General features: G+C 68.1%; 16 protein-coding genes and 1 pseudogene. 11 read left to right on the top strand and 6 right to left on the bottom strand.

Features of this window, described 5'->3' with window-relative positions; genetic code table 11:
- Positions 1-6: 6 nt before the first annotated feature.
- The 6 genes and pseudogenes from G6N47_RS13060 to G6N47_RS13035 all read left to right on the top strand — a co-directional run.
- A complete protein-coding gene (locus tag G6N47_RS13060; protein WP_139799450.1) occupies positions 7-1,452 on the top strand; it encodes a flippase in 1,446 nt (481 codons plus the stop codon).
- Positions 1,449-3,479, top strand: coding sequence for a glycosyltransferase (locus tag G6N47_RS13055; protein ID WP_083131444.1), 2,031 nt, complete (start codon positions 1,449-1,451; stop codon positions 3,477-3,479). Before G6N47_RS13060 ends, G6N47_RS13055 begins: the two co-directional genes overlap by 4 nt.
- On the top strand, positions 3,476-4,702 hold the full coding sequence (locus G6N47_RS13050) for a class I SAM-dependent methyltransferase (RefSeq protein ID WP_083131443.1): 1,227 nt from the start codon (positions 3,476-3,478) through the stop codon (positions 4,700-4,702). Before G6N47_RS13055 ends, G6N47_RS13050 begins: the two co-directional genes overlap by 4 nt.
- A 13-nt stretch (positions 4,703-4,715) precedes the next feature.
- The gene (locus tag G6N47_RS13045) at positions 4,716-5,642 is read left to right on the top strand and encodes a class I SAM-dependent methyltransferase (protein ID WP_083131442.1); all 927 of its coding nucleotides are present in this window, start codon (positions 4,716-4,718) and stop codon (positions 5,640-5,642) included.
- Between the two features lie 10 nt (positions 5,643-5,652).
- Positions 5,653-6,741 carry a class I SAM-dependent methyltransferase gene (locus tag G6N47_RS13040; protein ID WP_083131441.1) on the top strand — a complete coding sequence of 363 codons (1,089 nt, stop codon included), beginning with the start codon at positions 5,653-5,655 and terminating at the stop codon, positions 6,739-6,741.
- Positions 6,742-6,752: 11 nt separating this feature from the next.
- Positions 6,753-7,790, top strand: a pseudogene (locus G6N47_RS13035) (glycosyltransferase family 4 protein); the annotation flags it as partial.
- On the opposite strand, the gene G6N47_RS13030 reads toward G6N47_RS13035, so the two are convergent.
- The 5 genes from G6N47_RS13030 to G6N47_RS13010 form a co-directional block, all read right to left on the bottom strand.
- Positions 7,765-8,871 carry a glycosyltransferase family 4 protein gene (locus G6N47_RS13030; protein WP_232080201.1) on the bottom strand — a complete coding sequence of 369 codons (1,107 nt, stop codon included), beginning with the start codon at positions 8,869-8,871 and terminating at the stop codon, positions 7,765-7,767. The pseudogene G6N47_RS13035 and the gene G6N47_RS13030 sit on opposite strands and share 26 nt — an antisense overlap.
- Positions 8,868-10,286, bottom strand: a complete 1,419-nt coding sequence (locus G6N47_RS13025; RefSeq protein ID WP_083131480.1) for an O-antigen ligase family protein — start codon at positions 10,284-10,286, stop codon at positions 8,868-8,870. Before G6N47_RS13025 ends, G6N47_RS13030 begins: the two co-directional genes overlap by 4 nt.
- Complete coding sequence (locus G6N47_RS13020) at positions 10,283-11,779, bottom strand: polysaccharide biosynthesis tyrosine autokinase (protein WP_083131440.1); 1,497 nt, start codon at positions 11,777-11,779, stop codon at positions 10,283-10,285. Before G6N47_RS13020 ends, G6N47_RS13025 begins: the two co-directional genes overlap by 4 nt.
- A gap of 78 nt (positions 11,780-11,857) precedes the next feature.
- A complete protein-coding gene (locus tag G6N47_RS13015; RefSeq protein WP_083131439.1) occupies positions 11,858-13,489 on the bottom strand; it encodes a hypothetical protein in 1,632 nt (543 codons plus the stop codon).
- A gap of 2 nt (positions 13,490-13,491) precedes the next feature.
- Complete coding sequence (locus G6N47_RS13010) at positions 13,492-15,339, bottom strand: bifunctional diguanylate cyclase/phosphodiesterase (protein ID WP_083131438.1); 1,848 nt, start codon at positions 15,337-15,339, stop codon at positions 13,492-13,494.
- Positions 15,340-15,679: 340 nt separating this feature from the next.
- On the opposite strand from G6N47_RS13010, the gene G6N47_RS13005 reads away from it, so the two are divergent.
- The 5 genes from G6N47_RS13005 (at position 15,680) to G6N47_RS12985 (ending at position 21,034) form a co-directional block, all read left to right on the top strand.
- Positions 15,680-16,456, top strand: a complete 777-nt coding sequence (locus tag G6N47_RS13005; protein WP_083131437.1) for an FkbM family methyltransferase — start codon at positions 15,680-15,682, stop codon at positions 16,454-16,456.
- A 73-nt stretch (positions 16,457-16,529) separates the two neighbouring features.
- Entirely contained in the window at positions 16,530-17,675 is a 1,146-nt protein-coding gene (locus G6N47_RS13000) for an NAD(P)/FAD-dependent oxidoreductase (protein ID WP_083131436.1), read from the top strand.
- Positions 17,672-18,562 (top strand): RNA polymerase sigma-70 factor, encoded by an 891-nt coding sequence (locus G6N47_RS12995; RefSeq protein ID WP_139799449.1) that lies wholly within the window; start codon positions 17,672-17,674, stop codon positions 18,560-18,562. Before G6N47_RS13000 ends, G6N47_RS12995 begins: the two co-directional genes overlap by 4 nt.
- Positions 18,563-18,676: 114 nt before the next feature.
- Positions 18,677-19,759 (top strand): GGDEF domain-containing protein, encoded by a 1,083-nt coding sequence (locus tag G6N47_RS12990; protein ID WP_139799448.1) that lies wholly within the window; start codon positions 18,677-18,679, stop codon positions 19,757-19,759.
- Positions 19,760-19,780: 21 nt separating this feature from the next.
- Positions 19,781-21,034, top strand: coding sequence for an aminodeoxychorismate synthase component I (locus G6N47_RS12985; RefSeq protein WP_083131434.1), 1,254 nt, complete (start codon positions 19,781-19,783; stop codon positions 21,032-21,034).
- Here G6N47_RS12985 and rsmI read toward each other — a convergent pair.
- Positions 20,990-21,820 carry a 16S rRNA (cytidine(1402)-2'-O)-methyltransferase gene (gene rsmI, locus G6N47_RS12980; RefSeq protein ID WP_083131433.1) on the bottom strand — a complete coding sequence of 277 codons (831 nt, stop codon included), beginning with the start codon at positions 21,818-21,820 and terminating at the stop codon, positions 20,990-20,992. The genes G6N47_RS12985 and rsmI overlap by 45 nt on opposite strands.
- Between the last annotated feature and the right edge of the window lie 138 nt (positions 21,821-21,958).

The following is a 21,958-nucleotide window of genomic DNA, read 5'->3' as shown; positions in this document are numbered from 1 at the left end:
GCCGACATGACCAAGCTCGAACCTTCGGTGCCGCCGACGCGAATCGCGCACGCGTTCTCCATCCAGCTGTTCTGCCGGGCAGTAGGCATGCTGGCATCGGTGATCTCGGTGGCGATGACCGCGCGCTACCTGGGCCCGGGACGCTACGGGCAGCTCACGATCGCGCTCGCGTTCATCGGAATGTGGGCCAGCCTGGCCGATCTCGGCATCGGAACGGTCATCGTGCGCCGAGTCACCTCGGGGCGCGGCGAACTCGAGCGGCTGGTCCGGGTCAACAGCGGCCTGTCGCTAATGTACTGCCTTCCGCTGGCGGCCGTGGCGGTGGGCTCGGGGTTGATCATCTACCGCGACGCCGACGTGAAAGTGATGCTGGTGGTGCTGTCGGCGCAGCTGCTGATGCTGACGATGACAACCCGATTCGAACCGGTTTTCCTTGCCAACGTGCGGTTTTCGGCGGTAGCGCTCTCTGACGTCGCCGGCCGCCTGGGTACGTTGGCGATGGTCGGCTGGCTGGTCGCTGCGCGGGCCGACGTCATCTGGTTCGCGGTCGCGCAACTCATCCCGCCCGCGATCCAGTTGCTGATCCAGGGCAGTGCCGCGGCCCGGCACATCTCCCTGCGACCAATCTTCTCGGCGCGGGAGACCACCGACCTGCTGCGAGAAAGCTTGGCGCCCATCGGAATAGCGGTAATCGCGATCCTGTACTGGCGCGCCGACGGCGTGATCCTATCCTTGTCGACCAGTCATTCCGAGGTCGGCGTGTACGGTCTGGCCTACACCATCGCAGGCAACACCGCGATCGTGTCGACGTTCTTCCTCAAGTCGACACTGTCCACAGCCACCGAGTTGTTCGCCCGTGATGTCGCCGCATTCGCTGCCTTCATGAGGCGCGGCGTCGAGTTGATGAGTTTTGTGGCGGTACCGATCGCCGTGGTCGGCGCGTTACTGGCCGGACCGCTGATCGCGCTGTTCGGCGACCACGCGTTCGTCGATCGCGGGACGCCGACGCTGGCGCTGCTGTTCGTCGCGGTGGCGCTGCGGTTCGTGGCCAGCACCCTGAGCCAGGGTTTGTTCGCCTGCCACCACCAACGGTTTCTGCTGCGGCTGTCGATCGGCGCCCTGGTGGTCAACGTCGCACTGAATGTGGCCCTGGACGGGCAATTCGGCGCCGTCGGGGCCGGCGTCGCTCTGGTGTGCACGGAGTTGTTCGGCGTGGCGATCGCCGGCTGGTGGCTGCATCGCCAGTGCGGGTACCGCACGCCCGTGCCGTTCCTGCTGCGCATGCTGGCGCCGGTGAGTGCCAGCGTCGGGGTGGTGGTGCTACTGTCCGGCCGGCATGTCGTTCTGGTCGTGGCCGCAACCGCTGCCGCCTACCTGGCGGTCAGCCTGGCGATCGGCCCGGTGCGCCTGTCGGAACTGACCGCGATGCGCGACAAGCAGGTGGCGGCATGACCGACCGGGCATACCTGAAACACCCACGCGCAGCGACACTTTCGACGCCGCCGTCGCAACGCACGCTGGCCGTGCTGATCGTGACCTACAAAAGCCACGACCTACTGCGCGAATGCCTCGACCGCGTCGCCGAACATCTGCCCGAGCTGCCGGTCTATGTCTACGAGAACAGCGGCGACGGATATCCCGGCCGGGAGGAACTCACCACCGAATACGCGACGGTGCATTGGGTACTGGGGCCGGTGAATCTCGGTTTCACCGCTGCCTTCAACGCGTTGGTGGAGCACACGCCGCCCGACGCCGATCTGCTGGTGCTCAACCCCGACGCCCGGCTGCGCGGACCGCTGACCCGTACCCGGCAGCTGCTGCGTGAGCCCAATGTCGCGGCGGTGTCGCCGATGATCCACGACGCCGGTGCCCCCGGGCCCAAGCCGTGGGACATCGCGACGCGCCGCACCACGCTGCTGCGCGCACTGGTCGCGGTCGCCGGCTATTCCAACTCGCTACGCGGAACTCCGTTTTCACACCTATACACCCACCAGCCGCCCGAATCGCAATGCATCGACGGCTACATCGGCGGCGCCTGCCTGGCGATCAACCGCGCGGCATGGAACGCCATCGGCGGCTTCGACGAGGAGTTCTTCCTCTACGGCGACGAGGCCGACTGGCAGACCCGCGCCCGGGCCGCGGGCTGGCGCATCCTTTTGGCCGACGAACTCGGCGTCGATCACGGTCGTCCGGTCACCGGCCAGGATGCGGCCGGACCGTGCACGACCCACGGCGCCGACGTCGCGTCCCCCGAGCGCCGCCGCAATCGCGACTTGTGGCGGGCCAACACGGCCCTGGCGCTCGAACACCAAAGCAGCGTCCACCACGCGGACATGTACCTGGCCGCCACCACGGTGCTGGACCGGCTGCAGCGCTCGAAGCGCAACCTACGCCGCGGCACGCGGCGCCGCACGAACCTGCCCGCGATCGTGATCACCACCAACCGCCTCGTCTACGGCGGCGCCGAGCGGCAGAAGGCGTTGCTGGCAACGGAATTGGACCGCCGGGGGTATCCGGTCGCGATCGTGTGCGTGCAACGGTTCGGGCCGTTGATCCGGGAGATCCCGCACACCGTGCGGGTGGTGCGCCAGCCGTGGTGGGCGCCGGCCGTCGACATTCCCGACGGGCCCGCGGTCCTGATCAGCGGTGACACCAACACCGAAACCGGGTTCGCGACGCTGTGGCGGGCGGCTTCGCGCGACAGGCGCTGGCTGGTGGCCCCGCATATTCCGCCGGAGCCGGATCGGCCCATCTATTCGCGGCCGCTGACCGCCGCGATGCGCCGCGCCGACGGCTTCGTCGTTCTGGCCCAACGGCAGTGGGACATGCTGGCCGCCCAGCATCGGTTGCGCGGGCGCCGTTTCGTCGCACCCAACGGCGTCGCGGTGACGAACGAGCCGGCAGTGCGGGCAAGGTCTGCCGGTGCGCCGCTACGACTGGTGATGCTGTCGCGCATCGTCGAACACAAGAATCCGCATCTGCTGATCGAGGCGCTGTCCGGGCTGACGGTAATGCCGTGGACGCTCTCGATCTTCGGCGACGGGCCCGACCGGGAACGGCTGCAGGCCGCCACTCCCGCGGAGTTGCGCGACCGGGTTCGCTGGCATGGCTGGTCCGCCGGGCCCGAGCCTGCATTGGCCGACGCCGACCTGCTGTGCGTTCCCAGCCGCTCAGAGGCATTCCCGCTCGTCGTTCTCGAAGCGATGGCCCGGGCGGTACCCGTTGCGGCGTCGGCGGTTTGCGCCGTGCCAGAAATGCTGGATTTCGGGAAGGCCGGGGTTGTCGTGGAGCCGGTCTCGGTACCGGGATGGCGTAATGCACTGAGCGACATCCTGTCTCGACCGGACGAGCTTGCCACCCTGGGACAGCGCGGCTTCGACCGGCTGCGCGAGCACTACACCGTAGAGGCGATGACCGATGCCTACCTCGACGCGATCGAGGCAGTGCTCGGCACAGACAGCGAATCGGGGGCCAGATGAATTGCCGTTTATGCGAGTCCAACCGGATGCTTTCCGTGCTGGACCTCGGCGCCACTCCGCCGTGCGAAAAGCTCCTCACCGCCGACGAGCTGGATCTGCCCGAGCCGACGTTCCCGCTGCACCTGCGGCTCTGCGAGGACTGCCTGCTGCTGCAGATACCAGCGCTCATCACACCCGAGGACACGTTCACCGAATACGCTTACTACTCCTCATTTTCCGACAGCTGGGTGCAGCACGCCAAGACGTTCGTCGACACCACGATCGAGCGGCTCGGGCTTTCCGCCGAGTCCTTCGTGGTCGAAGTCGCCAGCAACGACGGGTATCTGCTGCAGCACGTCGTCGCCGCGAAAGTACCCTGCCTCGGTATCGAACCGTCGGTCAACGTCGGCGCCGCCGCATCCCAACGCGGAGTGCCGACGCTGTCGGCGTTCCTGGACGAGCAGCTGGCGCACCGGGTCCGCGCCGAGCACGGCCCGGCCGACCTGGTCGTCGCGAACAACGTCTATGCGCACATCCCCGACCTGCTGGGCTTCACCCGAGCTCTGCGTGTGCTGCTCGCCGACGACGGACGGCTGAGCATCGAGGTACACCACGCTCTGAACCTGGTGAGCCTCGGGCAATTCGACACGATCTACCACGAGCACTTCCAGTACTACACCCTGCTGTCGGCAAGACGGGCGCTCGCCACCGCCGGGCTGGCCGTGGTCGACGTCGAACTCCTGCCGACGCACGGCGGGTCGATCCGGATCTGGGCGCGTCCCGAAGCGGCGGCGGGACCTCCGTCGCAGCGGGTATTGGAGGTGCTGAGCGTCGAGGAGGCCGCGGGATTACACGGCATCGACGGATACCTGTATCTGCGTCCGCGCGCCGAGGCGGTGCGACAGGATCTGATCCGGTTTCTGTTGCAGTGCCGCGCCGACGGCAAGCGTGTCGTCGGCTACGGCGCGCCGGGCAAGGGCAACACCCTGCTCAACTACTGCGGAATCCGTAGCGACCTGCTCGAGTACACCGTCGACCGCAATCCCTACAAGCACGGGCGCTTCACGCCGGGAACGCGGATTCCCATCCACGAACCCGATCTGATCGACAAGGACCGCCCCGACGTGGTGGTGGCGCTGCCGTGGAACCTGGAGACCGAGCTGACCTCACAACTCGCCCATATCACCGACTGGGGCGGCCGGCTTGTATTCCCACTGCCGACACTGCATTTCGCGGCGATGTAAAGGGACTTTCACCATGGAACCTTCAGGACAGGCGCTGATAGCCCGCTACAAAGCGGTGTATTCGATTCCCGCCGACGCGGCGATCACCGAGCAGATGATCCTGGCGCACTGGGAATTGGAACGCCAACTCACTCAAGACCTGCTCTCCTCGACCGCCGAGGATCGCTGGGAGACGTTCGACCGCAGCTACACACGGCTGTACAGCGAACTGCAGTGGCTCAACCGCTTTGCCGGCGAATCGGAGGCCACCGTCTCGTCGAATCTTGCACAGCACAAGAAATGGCATTCGGCGATCGGTCGGGCGCCACTCGACGTTTACGAAATCGGCTCCGGCAAAGGCGAACTGATCACATATCTGGCGCGGCAGGGCTATTCCTGCAAGGCCACCGAGATCACCCGGGAACGCGGTGAAAAACATTCGGATGCCAACGTCCCCAATCTCTCGTGGGGCGTGTCGGACGGCGTGCACCTCGACGACTTCGAAGGCGCCGCCACCTACGACGTCGCCATCTCGGATCAAGTGCTCGAGCACCTGCACCCCGACGACCTCGAGGCGCACTTGCGCGGTGCGCTTCGGATCTTGAAGCCGGGCGGACGGTACATCTTCCGGACCCCGCATCGGTTCAGCGGGCCGCACGATGTGTCGCAAGTGTTCAACTGCGACAGGCCACTCGGTATGCATCTCAAGGAGTACACCCATCGCGAGATCCTGACGGCACTGCGCCGAGCGGGGTTCACACGCGCCTACTTCCCATTCATCCCTACCCGCAACGCCCGGCTCAACAAACTTGTGGGACAAGGGTATCTGCAGATATTGCTGGCCGTGGAGCACGCGTTGTCGTGGATTCCCGATCACACGCGTCGCCACGCCGGCGCACGGCTGCTGGGAAAGCTTCGGCTGTTCGCCCACAACATCTCCCTGACCGCGGAGAAGCCGTGACGGAGCCGCCATGACCGCCTGCCGAGGATGTGGAAGTACCAACCTGAGCCGGGTTCTCGATTTGGGCAATGTGCCGGCGGCGGACAACTTTCCGTTGATCACCGAGCCGGTGAGCGCCGAGGAGTCGGCGCATCCGCTGGCGATGGACCTGTGCACCAACTGCGGCCTGGCCCAGCTCGCCCACGACGACACCGTGACCTCCGAGCCACGCGGTGTCGAGCCGCGGGCCCTGCGCGACCAGGCCGCCGACGCCGTTCAGCGCGTCGCGGACGCCGGCTGGCTGCGAGGCAAGACAGTTCGCGAGTTCGGCAGCCCCCACGGCGGGACGTGGTTGCGGCTGTTGACCAAACGCGGCTTCGTCAGGTCCGGCGTCGCCGACGTGGTGCTGGACACCTTCGGGATCATGCACGAACGCGACCAGCGGGCGGCCTTCGAGGTTCGTGCCAAGACGACGGCACCCGACGGCGTGCTACTGCTGCAATTCCACTCGCTGCTGACGATCGCCAGCCAGGGCCAATGGAATGCCCTGCGCCACGGCCATTTTGCCTACTATTCGCTGACCACGCTGACCGGACTCCTGGACGCGGTCGGAATGAGCGTGGCCAGTGCCTGGGAATTCGGCCTGTACGGCGGGACCGTGTTGATTGCCGCCGTGCACGGCCGCGCCAAGCCGGACGAGCACGTCCGGGAGATCCTTCGGCGCGAACGCGACTTCGGCATCACCGATCCGGCGAAGGTCGGGCATCTGCAGCAGGCCGCCGAATTCCACGCCGAGCGCCTGCGCAGTTGGCTCGAGACGCAGCGCCGCCACCGGCGGCCGGTCTACGGGTACGGCGCCGCGTCGCGTGTTCCGGCGTTGTTCAGCATCGCGGGGGTCGATCGGCAACTGCTTCCGGCGGTGGCCGACGCATCACCCGCCAAGCAGGGCCGCCGGATTCCGGGGACCGATGTTCCGATCATCTCTCCCGAGCAGCTCATCGCGGCCAACCCCGATCGCGTCTTCCTCACTGTGCCCGACCTCTATCAGGAAGTGCGCCGGAAATATCCCGAACTCAGCGGACGGTGGCTGATCGATCCCGGGCCCGGCTCAGCGTTGTGAATCCGGTTCGGGTGCTGTGGCTTTCACCATGGATGCGGCCGCTGGCGCGGGTGCAGGCCGAGGCGCTGCAGCGCCGCGGCGCCGACGTGCTGCTGGTGACCTCGGATCAGCACCCCGAGTCGGATGTCGCGCGCACGTATGAACTGGTCCTGGACCCGCGATTTCGCACCGCGTCGACGTGGCCTGCCACGCTGGCGGCATGGCGCCGCATCCGTGGGTATCGAGCCGACATCGTCGTTAGCGAGCTGGTTCGCGATCCCCGGTGGATCGCGCTGGCCGGGCGCACACCGCGCATTCAACTGATCCACGACCACCGCCCACACGACGCCGCCGAACAGCGACCGGCCCGCGAGCGCTTTGTGTTCGACCGGTGGGGCGCCGGCTCGGCCGCCACGGTCACCTTCAGCGACCATGTCGCCGCCGCTGTCGGGACTCGCCGCGACGTGGCCGGCACCCGTGTGCACGTCGTGCCGCTGACCAGCGACCTCGACCCGGCTCTGGTTCCGCCGCCGGTCCGGCCGCACGCCCGCCGCGACTTCGTGCTGATCGGCCGGCTCAATCCGTACAAGAACCTCGACGTGGTGCTGGATGCCTGGCAGCGGCACGCCACCGGAAGCGGCTGGCGCGGAGACGATTTGGTGCTCGTCGGCGACGGGCTGAGTGTCAGCCGCAGGCTGCCCGCGCACACCCGGTGGCGACCCGGCCGGTACCGCTACGCCGACGTGCTGCCGACGCTCGCGGCGGCCAAGGGCTCGATCGCCCACTACCGGCGGGCTTCGCAGAGCGGTGTGCAGGTGCTCTCGATGCAGCTGGGCGTCATGCCGATCGTGTCCACCGACGGCGCCCTGCCCGAATACCAGCCGCCGGGATGCCCGCCGGTCGGGGTCGACGATGTCACCGGGCTAGCGGCCGCATTCGACCACCTGGCCGACCCCGCCGCTGCTGTCGCCGCGGGCGCCGCAGCGGCGAGCCACTACCGCCACCACTTCAGCGTCGACCGTGCCGCAGACCGTCTGCTGGACGTTATCGCCGAAGTGCAGACCGCCCGATCGCCAGATCGGACCACAATTGCGTCAGCTGCCGATACCAGCGGTCGAGCGCAAAGTCGCTAGCGCGGTTGCGGGCGGCAGCCGCCAAGCGGACACGCATCCTTTCGTCGTTCACCAGGGCCATTAGTGCACCGGCGATTTGGTCCGGGCTGCCCGGCTGCACCACCAGGCCGTTGACCCCGTGGCTGACCACTTCCCCGATGCTGCCGGCCGTGGTCGTCACCGGCACCAGGCCGGACGCCATCGCTTCCAGCAGGGCCATCGGCAGGCCTTCGTCGCGGCTGGGAAGAACGAAAACGTTTGCGGTGGAAAGCAGTTGGTCGCGTGCAGCAGTATCCAGCCACCCGGTCACCCGAATGGTGTCGGCGAGGCCGGCGGCGTCGACCGCCGCGCGGACCGTGTCGACCTCCCCGTCGCCGGCGAGGGTGACTCGCAGTCGGCGCCGCACCGTGTGGTCGAGCTCGCCAACCGCGGCGATCAGGTCGTAGCTGCCCTTGCGCTCCCCCAACCGGCCCAGCGCTACGGCGTGCACCTGCTCGGCACCCTCCTGTACCACCACGTTGCCGGGAAGTCGGACGGCGTTGTGCAGCACACTGATCCGGCTGTCCGCTACCCCCAGCCGTCGGGTGTACTCCTCGACGTGGCGTTCGCCAAGCACCACCCAGTAGTCGGCAATCAGCATCAGCCGGACCGCACGCTGCATGGCAGCCGGCAGCCGGTCGAACCAGCCGCCGAAGTCGTAGCTGTGGCCGTGTACCACCGCCGGCACGCCCGCCCGCCGCGCCGCCCCCAACGGCAGCGCCTTGCGGATCACGCTGCCGCCATGTGCGAGGTGAACATGCAGCACGTCGACCCGGCCGCGCAGCACCAACCACGTCGCGCGCAGCATCCCGCAGACACCGACCGCAATGCGCTGCCAGGCCGGTCCGTCCACAAACGTTGGCACGACGCTGATCTCGATGTGCTCGTCGGGATGCGCCGCCATCAGCGCCACCACGGTGGCCATGCCGCCCCGGCTATGCGCGCCGGCCGGTGCCGGGCCCACCGCGAGCACTCGCAGCCGGCGCCGCTGCGAACTCACCGTCGCATCCCGAATGCCATCGCCGAACCCACCGCCAGGCCCAGCGCCAGTGCCCCGCCCGGCTCTTCGGGCAGCGGATCGATCACCGACATCACCAGCAGCCCGGCGCTCACCGCCGCGCTGACCTTTGCCGGCGCCGACCCGTTGCGCAGCGCCCGCAGTACCGGGATCAGCGCAAACAGCGCGAACGCCGCCATCCCGACCGCGCCGGCCTTGCACAGCCACCATAGATAGAAGTTGTGAGAGTAGGTGGTTCCCAGGGTCGAGGCGAAGGTATCGAACGCGTCCGAGCCGTCCCCGTACGGCAGCTGATAGGCGTAGCCCAAGCCGTGGCCGAACACCGGCGCGTTCGCGATCGCGCGGTTGAGGTTGGCGTCCTCGGCCAGCCTGGCCAGCGTGGAGGAGTCGGCGGCGAGCGCGCTGCTCGAAACCCCGCCCAGCACCCGGTGATTGAATCCGGTGACCTGATCGCCGAGCCACGCACCGGCCGTCGAGCGTTGCAGTAAGAACAACGCCCCCGACACCGACGCCCCCACAATCGCCACGCCGGAGACTGCCAGAACGGCCGTCCGCCGCACTGCCGGCCAGCCAACGCTGGCGGCGAAGGCGACAACGGCGGCCACCGAGACGCAGATGAGCGTATTGCGGGAGAAGGCCAGCATCGACACGGTCAAGGCAGGCGGGGCCAACGCGAAAAACGTTGCGGGCCTGACCCGCCCGACGATCTGTGCGACGACCAGTGTGGCCAGCACGGCGATCGCGGGCGTCAGGGTGTTGGTGATGACGCGGACGGCTTCGGCGGCGCCGGTGGTGCTCTCCAGGCTTTCCGCGCGACCGGCCAGTTGGATCACATGCAACGAACTGAGCACGGCCAGGCCGGCCGAAAGCCACAGCGTGACGGCGATCGCGTGGACGGCCTCCGTGAGGTAGCCGCCCTGCACGACCAGCATCGCCAGCATGGACCCGGCGACCATTTCGAGCAGGAACATCGCTTCCTTCAGCACGACAGCGGTGTCGTGTCCGGTCGCTATTCCGACGACGGCGAAAAACACCACCGTCAGCGCGAACGTGACCGGCAGCAGGCAGGCAGAGAACCGTGGCCGCACGATCGGCAGCAGGTAGCAGAGCGCAAGCACCAGGGGCACGTGGTGGCCGTAGATGGTCACCGGGCCGATGACTTTGCCGGGCGGCAATCCCTGCGGCAACGAAGCAAACGCCAAAAACATTGCTACCCAAGCCATTACCTGCGGCCTGGTCCAGTACACCACCACGCAGAACATGAACCCGATAAGAAGCACACCCTGCGTGGTGTTGCGTACCGAGAACACCCCGAAAACAAAGCAGCAGAACAGAAATACCGCCAGCGCGACCGCGTTCAACAGCAAGCGCTGCCGGTCACGGACGTAGACGATCACGCCGCGCCGCGCAGCCTCGCCCGGTAGGGCCTTCGCCAATAGCTCTGGATGGCCGCCTTGGTATGTCGCGACACCCGGGCGTCGGTCAGCACCGTCCCGACGACGGCGGTGCCGGTGTTGCGCAGCGCATGCAGGGCATCCTTGACCTCGTCGACGGTGGTCCGGCCTGCGCGAACGACCAGGACGGTGGCTTCCACCGCATCGGCCAGCAGCCCGGTGTCGGCCGTCGCCAGCACGGGCGGGCCGTCGACCACGGTTCGGCCGAAGCGAACCGACAAGTCCCCCAACACATCTGGAAGATCCGCGCTGCGCGGCAGTGTCTCGTCACCACGGGCGGTGCGCGACGCAAGCACGAACAGATCCTCGACCGGCGTGGCGCGCAGAGCTTCCCCGGCGACATCCCGGTCCACCAGCACATTGGCCAGGCTCAATCCCGACTTGACGCCGAGCAAACCGGCGATGACGGGCCGGCGCACGTCGCCCTCGACGAGCAGCACCGTCTCGCCGAGTTCGGTGAGAGCCATCGCCAGGTTAAGCGCTGTCGTGGTGCTGCCCTCACCGCCGAACGGCGCCGCCACCAGCACCCGCCGTGCGTCGGGTCCCATTGCCCGGAGCAACCGGGTGCGGAAACCGCGGACCGCGTCGTCGAACGAGCCCTCGGCGCCGAATCGGGGCGTGCCGTCACGGCGTCCGGGTAGCTCCGCCAAAGTCGGTGCGCCCGCAAGCTGTTCGAGTTGTTCGCGGTCCCGCACAGTGCGGTCGGCGGCCTGGCGGGTAAGAGCCACCGCGATACCGAGCAGCACGCCCGCGAGAAGGCCCATGGCCATGTTGCGCATCGGTACCGGCTTGATCGGAGCGTCGGGTACACCGGGCCGTTCGATCACGGTGGCCCTGGCCACCGGCACGGGCGACGCGGGTGGCAACGGAGTCGGCTGCGGCGTTGCGCCGCCATCGGCCGCTGCCAATCCCGTTGGCTCCGAGGGCCCGTCGCCGTCCAGATGCGACGGTAGCGCAACGGGTTTCGGCGGCGGCGCAGGAGGCGGTGGCGGAAGCGGGTCGGCACCGAGCGTGGGAACCATTGCGGCGAACGCGTCGGCCATCGCAGTGGTCAGCGCGGCCACCCGCACCGGGTCGGTGTCTTCGACGGTGACGGTGAACAGGGTGGTCTTCGGGGTGTAGGACACGTGGGTCTGGCTCACCAGAGCGTCGGCGTTGGCCGGAGCGTGGAAGTCGTTGACCGCGCGCTGGGCGACCGCGTGCCCGCCCGCGATCTGCGCGTACGACGCCAGCCGTTCCTGAGCAGCCTGCGTTGCCTGGTAGACGTCGGTGAGGGTGGTTTCGCCGGAGAACGAGATCAGGATCGTCGCCGAGGATTGATAGCTCTTGGTCTGGAAGGCCGTGACGGCCGCCGCCCCCACCAAACACGCCAGCACCGCACCTGCGACAAGCTGCCAATGCCGGACAATAATCCGGGCAAAGGTACGGAAATCCACCAGTGACCCCTCTTGCGGTTCGCTGACACGCGAATCCCGTCGATTCTGTCTGACATTGACGCGAATGGCAAACCCGGGTCAGGAGCTCAGTGGGACGTCGAGCGTCGCCACCGGATACCACCCGGCGGGGTCGCGGCCGTCGCGCGCCAGCTGCATCGGCGGGTAGTCGACCACGTGCGTGGCCCCGGGTTTGTGCTGCTGCCAGGCGACGGCCGCCTGCAGCGTGTAGTGCCCGGGCGCCAAAGAGCCCACGTCCACCTGCACTGACTCCGTCGTCGAGACGGGGACGAGTTGGTCGCCCGACCCGTCCGGCACCAGCGTCTTCAACGCGACGCTCGACGGCAGCGTCCGGATGACCGCTCCGGTGAAATCCACCAGCCGGTAGCCGGGCGCCCACTTCTCGGTGGCGGCGGCCGAGCCGTGGTTGGTCCAGGTGACCGCTATCGACGCCACGCCGTCGCGGGTCGACTGCGACCCCGGCCGGGCTTCCACCGAATAGCGGTATCCGGCGAAAGCATTGGCCCGCCACCACAGCGAATACGCCGCGGGATCCATGGGTGTCGTCGCGTCGGCGCCGGGGAAGTTCACGCTGGAAGTCATCGACACGTGGTACTTGACCACGTCGCGCAGGCCTTTGGTGAAGTAGCTCTGCGGGTCGGGTCCGTTCGGCAGCTGACACCACTCGGTGATCACCGGCGCCGACCCGAGCCGCTCACGCAGCTGGTCGACCAGCGGATCTTTGGCCTGCACGTAGTGCGAATTGTCCGACTCGGCCCAGGCCGGCAGCGGCGCGTAGATGCCGAGGCAGTCGGAGCGGATGCCCACCGGCGCCGCCAGCTTCTTGGTGACGTCGTCGGCGAGCAGTTCGCGCACGATCTGCGGGTTCTGCGGGGTGACCACCAGTTGGGTGTGCGGGAACGCGGCGACGTTGGCGGCAACCAGCCGGCGGATGGACGCTGCGGTGATGTTCTGGTCATGGAACTGGCTGAAGTACCCCAAGGCCGCGACGCTGTCGTCGGGCGCCGGGCCGGGCACGTTCAGCACGTCGCGCAGATACGCGTTGTGGTTCTCGCTGAAATCGCCGTACCCGGAGAACTCGAAGACGCTGAGCCGCTCGTCGCGGTCGTAGCGGCGGCCCAGCGCGGCGAGCAGCTGCTCGAAACCGCTGAGGTAGCCCGGGTCGTTCCAGTTCGGGACCACCTGGGCCACCCCGCCCGCCGGCGCGGGATAGGTGCTGGTGGCACCGGGAAGTGCCCGCACCCAGTCGGGGACCGCGGTGTTGGTGTTGTCGGGGTAGGAGGCGTCGCAGCAGGAGTTGTAGGCGTACACCCGAAGTGTCAGCCGCATGCCGCGTCCGGCCAGCCGCGTCAACGCGTCGTCGATCGCGCTGAAGTCGAACTTGCGGTCGTCGGGCGCGTCGGGTTCGAGCGTGCGCGGATCGGTCGGCTGCAGTTGGCGCCACGTCACCCGCAGACTCGCGTCGTACGACTTGGGCCAGGCGCCGTAGCGCTTCTGCGCCGGATTACTTTGCGGGAACAGTGGTTTCAGCAAGTCCTCGTACTGGCCGCGCAACGGGTTGGAGATCTCCTGCACTGTCGTGGGGATGGCCGGGCTGACGACGGCGCGCAGTGGCCCGTCCTGCCGTTGCGCGCCGCATCCGGTCAGTGCGGCCACCATCGCGCAGACGATGACCCCTGTCCGTCGCAGCATCGCTAAATGACGCCGAGCGTCAGGGCCTCGCGGTCGGCGAGGAAGGGCATGCGCATCCAGCCTGTCGACAGCAGCGCTTCCATGGCATCGGCGGGCAGCGGGCGTGACAGCAGGAATCCCTGGGCGCGGTGGCATCCGTGCCGCATCAGCGTCAGTGCGGCGGCCGGAGTCTCGACACCCTCGGCCACCAACTGCAGGTCGAAAGCCTCGGCAAGGCCGATGATCGCGCGCACGATGGCTAGGTCGGTGGGGCTGGCTCCCAGATCACGCACGAACGTGGTGTCGATCTTGAGCATGTCGACGGGCAGCGACTTCAGGTAGGACAGCACCGCGTAGCCGGTACCGAAGTCGTCGATCGCGATCTGCACGCCGACGTCCTTGAGCTCCTGAAGTGTCCTGCGGGTGGTCTCGATGTCGCGGACCATGACGCGTTCTGTGATTTCCAGGCACACCGAACCGCTGTCGATGCCGAACTCTTCGATGACGTCCGCGACGCTGCGGACGAACCCGCGCGTGACCAGCTGCGCGGGCGACACGTTGATCCGCAACACCGCGCCCAGCCCCACCCCGTGCGAGCGCCACCGGCTGAACTCCGCGCAGGCGCTTCGCATCACCCACCGGCCGAGCTCACCGGCGAGGTTCATCGATTCCACGACGCCGATGAACGAATCCGGTAGCAGCAGCCCGCGTGTCGGGTGCTGCCAACGGACCAGCGCCTCGGCCGCCACGATCGCGCCGCTCCACAGGTCGACTTCGGGCAGGTAGTGCAGGACGAGCGCTTCGCTGTCGATGTCGCCCTGCAGATGTAGTTCAATGTCGCTGCGCAGCGCATTCTCGAGCGACATGTAGCCGCTGGACACCGAGATCTGGTTGCCGCCGGCCCGCTTGGCGGTCAGCACGGCTTCGTCGGCGCGGGCGAGCAGATCGGTGCTGTCGTCGCGACCGGGCAAACCGACCGCCACCCCGATGCTGACCGTGGACGTGACGGTGTCGCCGCCGATGGCCAACCGCTCGCAGAGCATCCTGCGGAGCCGCTGCGCGAGGGCTTCGGCGGTGTCGCTGGCCATTGCCCGCTCCGGCACGATGACGAACTCGTCGCCGCCGATCCGCGCGATCATGTTGCGGTTTCCGACGCATGCGCGAAGCCGCTCAGCGAACACTTGGATGCACCAGTCGCCCGCGCTGTGGCCGAAACGATCGTTGATCGACTTGAGCCGGTCGAGGTCGAGGAACAGGACGGCGACGGGCCCCTGCCCTGTGGTTGCGAGCCGCTTGGACAGGTGCGCCACCAATGCGCGACGGTTGTGCAGGCCGGTCAGGTCGTCGTGCTCGGCCAGGTAATGCAGCCGTTCCTCGGCGGTGACCCGGGCCTGCAGGTGCGCGAAAAGCGAGGCGACCGCTTGCAGAGTGTCGATGTCGTCCGGCTTCCAGTTGTTGCGGCCGAACTTTACGAACGCAAGCATGCCGGTTGTCACCTGCCCGGAAATCAGCGGCGCGCATGCCACCGTCGGCGGCGCGACGTGACGACTGCCGGACAGCCGGAAGGCCCGCGCATTGCGCCCGGCCTCCACCACGACCGGCGTTTTGCCGTCCGCGCAATGCGCGAAGACAGGGTCGGTGCTTTCGAAGGGAACCACGGCAAGGGGGTCGTGTTCGGACACCGGCCGCGGCGGCCACTCCGCGACCAAGGTGGAAACCTGCAGTTCGTGGTCGTTGTGCCGTAAGAAGCTGGCATCAACGTCCAGTTGGCGAACGAGGTAGGCGAGCACCTGCGCGCTGACCTCGCGGGCGTTTGTCGCGGTGGCCATCATCAGCTTGGCGGCGACGGAGTTGACCAGGCTGCGCGCCACGGTGACCTCCCTGGCCGTCGATGCACTCCGCGGCGCCCGTCCAACGAGTAGCGCCGCGGAATTGGTTAGCTTATGTATACCGGACGTCGCGCTGGCCTCACATCTTTTCGCTGGCTACCCGCTGTCGGCATTGATTGGAATGCGCTTTATTGCTCGCGCGTTAACTACAGCCGGTCGTTGGCAAAACAATTACCGCACAAGGCTTTTGATTCGGACTGCGGTACTTGTCCTCGGTCGACCGCGGTACCCGTTCTGGCGCTGGGAATTTCACGTCCTTCACGCGGCGATCTCTGGTCGGATAAGGTTGTCCTCCCGCAAACCGCAAGGAGGGCCGTCGCAGATGCCCGTCGTCGTCTCGGCCAAACGTCGGCTCGCGCCGTTGGCAAAAACCATCGCGCCAGGCTGGTTTTGGCGACGCAAACACCGCATTCTGCAGCGGTTGGGCGAATCCAACCCGGAGATTGTCTTGGTTCGGTCGCTGTGCGACCCCAACCGGGTATCGCTGGACATCGGCGCCGATGTCGGCGAGTTCACGATCGCCATGCTGGCGTCGTCGCGGTCGGTGATCGCATTCGAGCCGCGGCCCGCCCAGGCGCGCGCGCTGGCAGCGATGTTCGGCGCGGTCGGCGCCGCGGTGCGCGTCGAGGCGGTGGCATTGTCGGACCGCCCCGGTGTGACGGCGATGCGCGTGCTCGAATCCGCCCCGGGACGCAGCACCATCGACGGGGCCAATGCCTTGAGCGATGCCGACGGCGGCGCGGTGCGCAGCGTCGACGTGCAGGTCAAGCGGCTCGACGATTTCGGGCTCGACGACGTCGGCTTCATCAAGATCGACGTCGAGGGTCACGAACTGGCCGTGCTGCGCGGCGGCGCCGACACTCTAGAGCGCAACCGGCCCGCGCTTCTGGTGGAAGCCGAGGAACGCCATCATCCCGGCGCGGTGGCCGGGGTGGCCGAGTTCTTGACCGGGCTGGGCTACCGGGGCTATTTCGACTCCGGCGGTGTGCGCCGGTCGATCGACGAGTTCGACCCCGCCCGGCATCAGAACCCGGCGAACATCGACGGCTGGACGACCCGCGGCGTCTACGTCAACAACTTCATCTTTCTCCCACAGTGATCTGGGTCACGTCCTGTCACACCCGCGGACTCGGCGGTGTCTTGAGGGCACACCCCGAGAAGAGGAGACAGCAATGACCAACCCGCGCACCCACGTCGTCGTCCTCGGCGGCGGCTACGCCGGAACAATGGCCGCCAACCACCTGCGGCTGCGCGCCGACGTCGATATCACGCTGGTGAACCCGCGCCCGATGTTCGTCGAACGGATCCGGCTGCACCAGCTCGTCGCCGGCACACACACCGCAACGGTCGACTACGGCACGCTGCTCGGCGAGGACATCCAGCTTGTCGTCGGCGCCGCCGAGCGCATCGACACCGCCGGCCGCCAGGTCGTGCTGACCTCCAGTGGGGTGCTGGACTACGACTACCTGATCTATGCCGTCGGCAGCAACACGTCTGCTCCTGAATTCGCTTACCCTGTCGGCGAATTCGAGTATGCGCAACGGCTGCGTGACGCGCTCGACGAGCTGCATCCGGACGCTCCGGTGACCGTCGTCGGCGCCGGGTTGACCGGCATCGAGACCGCGTCCGAGCTCGCTGGGCAGGGCCGCCGCGTGACGCTGGTCTGCGGCGGCGGCCTGGGGCCGTCGCTGAGCCGGGCCGGCCGGCGTTCGGTGGCCAAGTGGCTGGCGAGGCTCGGCGTCTGCGTCCTGGAAACCGCCAGCGCGGCCGAGGTTCGGCCCGACGCCGTGGTCCTCGGTGACGGTTCGCTGTTGCCGAGCGCGCTGACAGTGTGGACCGCGGGCTTCGGTGCGCCGGATCTGGCCGCCCGCAGCGGTTTACGGACCGACGAGCTCGGTCGGCTGCTCACCGACGAAACGCTGACCAGCCTCGGCGACGCCCGCATCGTTGCCGCCGGCGACGCCGCCGCCCCGTCGGGCGAGCCGCTGCGGATGAGCTGCCAGGCAGCGATCCCGCTGGGCGCCCAGGCCGCCAACACGGTGCTGAGCCGCATCGCGGGCACCGCCCCGGCGGTGATCAACCAGGCGTTCGTCGGCCAGTGCATCAGCCTGGGCCGCTCGTACGCCACCGTCCAGCTGTCCCGTCTCGACGACGCCCCGGTCAACGCCGCCATCGGCGGCCGGTTGGCCGCCTCGATCAAGGAAGCGATCTGCAAGGGCACGGTGTGGGGCATCCGTCGCGAGGCCGCAAAGCCGGGCTGGTACCGCTGGCTCAAGGGCGGCAAGCGGCCAGCCGTCGAGGCGGTCCCGGTACCGTGACCGAACATGCCGAGCGGTTCACCCTGCTGCGGCCGCTGCTCTTCACCATCGCCTACGAAATCCTCGGCAGCGCAACAGAAGCCGACGATGTGCTGCAGGACAGCTATCTGCGGTGGGCCGAGGTCGACTTGTCGACCGTCAACGACACCAAGTCCTATCTGGCCCGGCTGGTCACCCGCCAGGCGCTCAACGCGCTGCGGGCGGACGCCCGCCGGCGCGAGGACTACGTCGGCCCGTGGTTGCCCGAGCCGTTGCTGCTCGATGACGCCGACCCGTCGGCCGATGTGGTGCTGGCCGAGTCGGTGTCGATGGCGATGCTGGTGCTGCTGGAGACGCTCGGGCCGGACGAACGCGCGGTGTTCGTGTTGCGCGAGGTGTTCGGCTTCGACTACGCCGAAATCGCCGAGGCTGTCGGTAAACCCGCGTCGACCGTGCGGCAGATCGCGCACCGGGCGCGCGAACACGTCCAGGCGCGGCGCCGCCGCTTCACGCCCGACCCGGAAGCGTCCGCGCGGATCACCGCCGAATTCATGGCCGCGGCATCATCGGGCAACGTGCAGACGGTGATGTCGATGCTGGCGCCCGACGTGACGTGGACAGCCGACGGCGGCGGCAAAGCCACCGCAGCCCGGCGGCCGGTGATCGGGGCCGAGAAGGTGGCCCGGGCGGTCATCGGTCTGGTTCGGTGGGCCGCGCGCATCCCCGAGGTCCGGATAGAAACCGTGAACTGCAACGCCGCGCCGGCGGTGGTGCTCTACCGCGCCGACCAGCTCGAAGGGGTCTTCACCGTCGAGATCGTCGACGGCAAGATCACCAACTTCTACGCGATGCGCAACCCCGACAAGCTGACGGCCTTGGCGACCGCCCGGGCGATCAGCCGCGGGTGAGCGGTCTGCCTGGCGAGCGGGCTAAAAGCACCCGTTTACGTTTGTAGCCGAATCCATGCCGTCGCCTGCAACAATGTGCTGCACTCATCTTTGCTGTGGGTCGAGGGGGGACGGTTGAGCAGACGCGATTACAGGTTCGCGACCGGCGCGATGCGCGAAGGTCGGCTGCTGCGGGCGTTCACCAGGATGGTCGGTATTTCCTGCCTCGCGTTGGCAGGGTTGGTTGGCATCCTCCAGTTCCATCCCGCCGGTCCGAGCGGTGTCGTCCCGCGGTCTGTCCAGGCCGCCGTCCTGCTCTCTGCTGTGGTCATCGGGCTTCGTTGGCTAATGGGACCATGGCCGCGTTATCACCAGGCGCTCGCCTTCCTCCTATGGGCCGACGGCGCAGTGGCCATCGTCGTCGCGACAATGTCGACACCGGAGTCGCGACTGTGCACCACGGTCTACATGCTGCTGCCCGGAGGGTTCGCCGGCTTCCTGCTCGGCGGGCGAATCCTTGCCGCGCACTGTGGCTTTTGCGCGGCCCTGATCGCCGGTATCACGGGTTGGGCCGTGGTCTGGGAGCATGCGAGATTCTTCGGGCTGTTCGTCTACTACATGCCTGCGCTGATTTGGGCGGTCGTGCTGCCACTGGGCGGTCTGGTCCTGATCGATATCGGGCGGAGGTCTATACGCACGACCGCACGTTCTGCCCATTACGACCCGTTGACGGGACTGCGGAACCGGCGCGGGATGTATGCCGCTGCGGCAACGGCCATCCGGAAGACATCACCGGCCGTCGTGACGATAGCGGTATGTGATATCGACCGCCTCAAAGACGTGAACGACGGGCAGGGGCATGCCGCTGGCGACGCTGCACTCATGGCTATGGCGCAGAGGCTGAAATCGGTGGCTCGTGACGATGAGATCACCGCTCGCATCGGCGGCGATGAACTGGTGCTCATCGCCTTCGGCAGAAATCACGACCACATAGCGGTTCTCGTGGATCGATTGGCCCCCATGACCTGGGCTGAGGTGGACGGTGTAGCGCTGACAGCCAGTATCGGTGTCGCCTCCCATCACACCGACGACCTGCACTTTTCTCTCGACGACCTGCTACGGCGTGCTGATGGCGCGATGTATGAGGCGAAGCGGGCGGGCGGCGCGACCCATGTGGTAGATGGCCCCGCTCCTAGCTCGGTTGCCCCCACCGGGTGAGCGGTCTGCCAAGCTGGAACGGTGCGAATCGATCGGCTCGGCGACCTTGGCGACGCGGCGCAAGTGCTGCGTTCGGTCGGCGACGCCACGGTTCGGCTCGGTCGGCCGCCGCCGGCGGCGCTGACCGGCGAGTGGTTCGGCGCGTCGGCGGTGATCGCACCGAGTGTGTCGCTGCTGCCGGTCGATCCCGCGGACGCGTTCGCCGTCCGCCCCGGTTCGGACACCGCCGCGGTGGGCGGCGGCTGGATTGGCTACCTGTCCTACCCCGATCCCGGCGCCGACGGGCGAGCGCCCCGGATCCCCGAGGCCGCCGGCGGCTGGACCGACTGCGTGTTGCGCTGCGACCGCGACCGGCACTGGTGGTACGAGAGCCTGTCGGGCGCGCCGATGCCGGGCTGGCTCGTCGACGCGCTGTCGGCACCGGCGCCCGAACGTGCCTGCCGCATCGACTGGGACGACGCCGACCGCGCGGCGCACCGCGCCGGGGTGTTGGCCTGTCTGGAGGCGATCGCCGCGGGCGAGGTGTATCAGGCTTGCGTCTGTACGCAATTCACCGGCTCGGTCGCCGGTGCGCCGCTGGACTTCTTCGCCGACGGCATCGCCTGCACCGCTCCGGCCCGGGCGGCCTATCTGGCCGGCCCCTGGGGCGCGGTGGCGTCGCTGTCGCCGGAGCTGTTCTTGTGCCGCCGCGGCGATGTCGTGACGTCCAGCCCGATCAAGGGGACGCTGCCGCTGGATGCCTGCCCGTCGGCGCTGCGGGCATCGGCCAAGGATGTCGCCGAGAACATCATGATCGTCGACATGGTTCGCAACGACGTCGGCCGGGTGGCGGTCACCGGCACGGTCGACGTGCCCGAGCTGTTGGTGGTGCGGCCGGCGCCCGGCGTGTGGCATCTGGTGTCGACGGTCTCGGCGGTGGTGCCCGCCGAGCTGCCGACGGCGGCGCTGCTGGATGCCGCCTTCCCGCCGGCCTCGGTCACCGGGACGCCCAAACTGCGTGCGCGACAGCTGATTTCGCAGTGGGAGCGGTTTAGGCGCGGAATATATTGCGGCACAGTCGGTTTGGCGTCTCCCGTGGCGGGCTGCGAGCTCAACGTGGCCATCCGCACGGTGGAATTCGACACTGCGGGCAACGCGGTGCTCGGAGCTGGCGGCGGAATCACCGCCGACTCCGACGTCGACGCCGAATGGGACGAGTGCCTGCACAAGGCCGCGCCGATCCTGCAGACCTCAGTCGCGCGACCGCAGCACCGCGTCGTAGAGCTCACGCCGTGACACCGGCGTGCCCGCGGCCACTTGCGCGCAGCCGTCCTTGACCCGAACACCTTGGCGGACAAGGCTGTTCACCTCGGCCACCAGCGCAGGCAGGTCGGCGCTCGGTGTGGCGCCGGCCAGTACGACGGTGATCTCGCCCAGCACGCCGTCGGCCGCCCATTTCGACAGCTCCTCCAGCGTTCCGCGGACCACTTCCTCGTGCACCTTCGTAAGTTCCCGGCACACCGCCGCCCTTCTGCTGCCGCCGAGCTGATCGACGGCGTCACGCAGGCAGGCCGGCAGCCGACGCGGGGACTCGAAGAACACGCACGTGCGCTGCTCCTGCGCGAGTGACGCCAGCCATGTCCGTCGCGCCGACTGCTTACGCGGCGCGAAGCCCTCGAAACAGAACTTGTCCGACGGCAGCCCCGACACCGCGAGCGCAGCGGTCACTGCCGACGGGCCGGGCAGGCAGTGCACAGGTAGACCGGCGTCCAGGCACGCCACCACCAGCCGATGCCCCGGGTCACTGATCAGCGGCATCCCGGCGTCGGTCACCACCAGCACCGTCGCGCCGGCGGCGATCTCGTCGAGCAGCAACGGCACCCGCGCCGCCTCGTTCGCGTCGAACATGCTGATCACCTTGCCCGCGATATGGACGTCGAGCGCTTTCGCCAGCGTCCGTACCCGGCGGGTGTCCTCGGCGGCCACGACGTCGGCGGTGGCCAGCGCCTCGACCAGCCGCGACGACGAGTCCGACGGCCGGCCCAGCGGCGTGGCGCCCAGCAGCAGTCGACCGGCGCTCATGGGCCACAGCCTACGATCGACGGTGATGCGCGCCGACGACGATGCAGAGCGAAGCGATGAGGAGGAGCGGCGCTCGTGATCACTGCGCCTCCTGTCGACGTCGCCGAACGGCCGGTACCGGTCATCAGCCCGGGGCCG

Origin of the sequence: Mycobacterium branderi, assembly GCF_010728725.1 — a bacterium.
Taxonomy (GTDB): domain Bacteria; phylum Actinomycetota; class Actinomycetes; order Mycobacteriales; family Mycobacteriaceae; genus Mycobacterium; species Mycobacterium branderi.
This window is presented reverse-complemented; position numbering and strand designations above follow the sequence as displayed.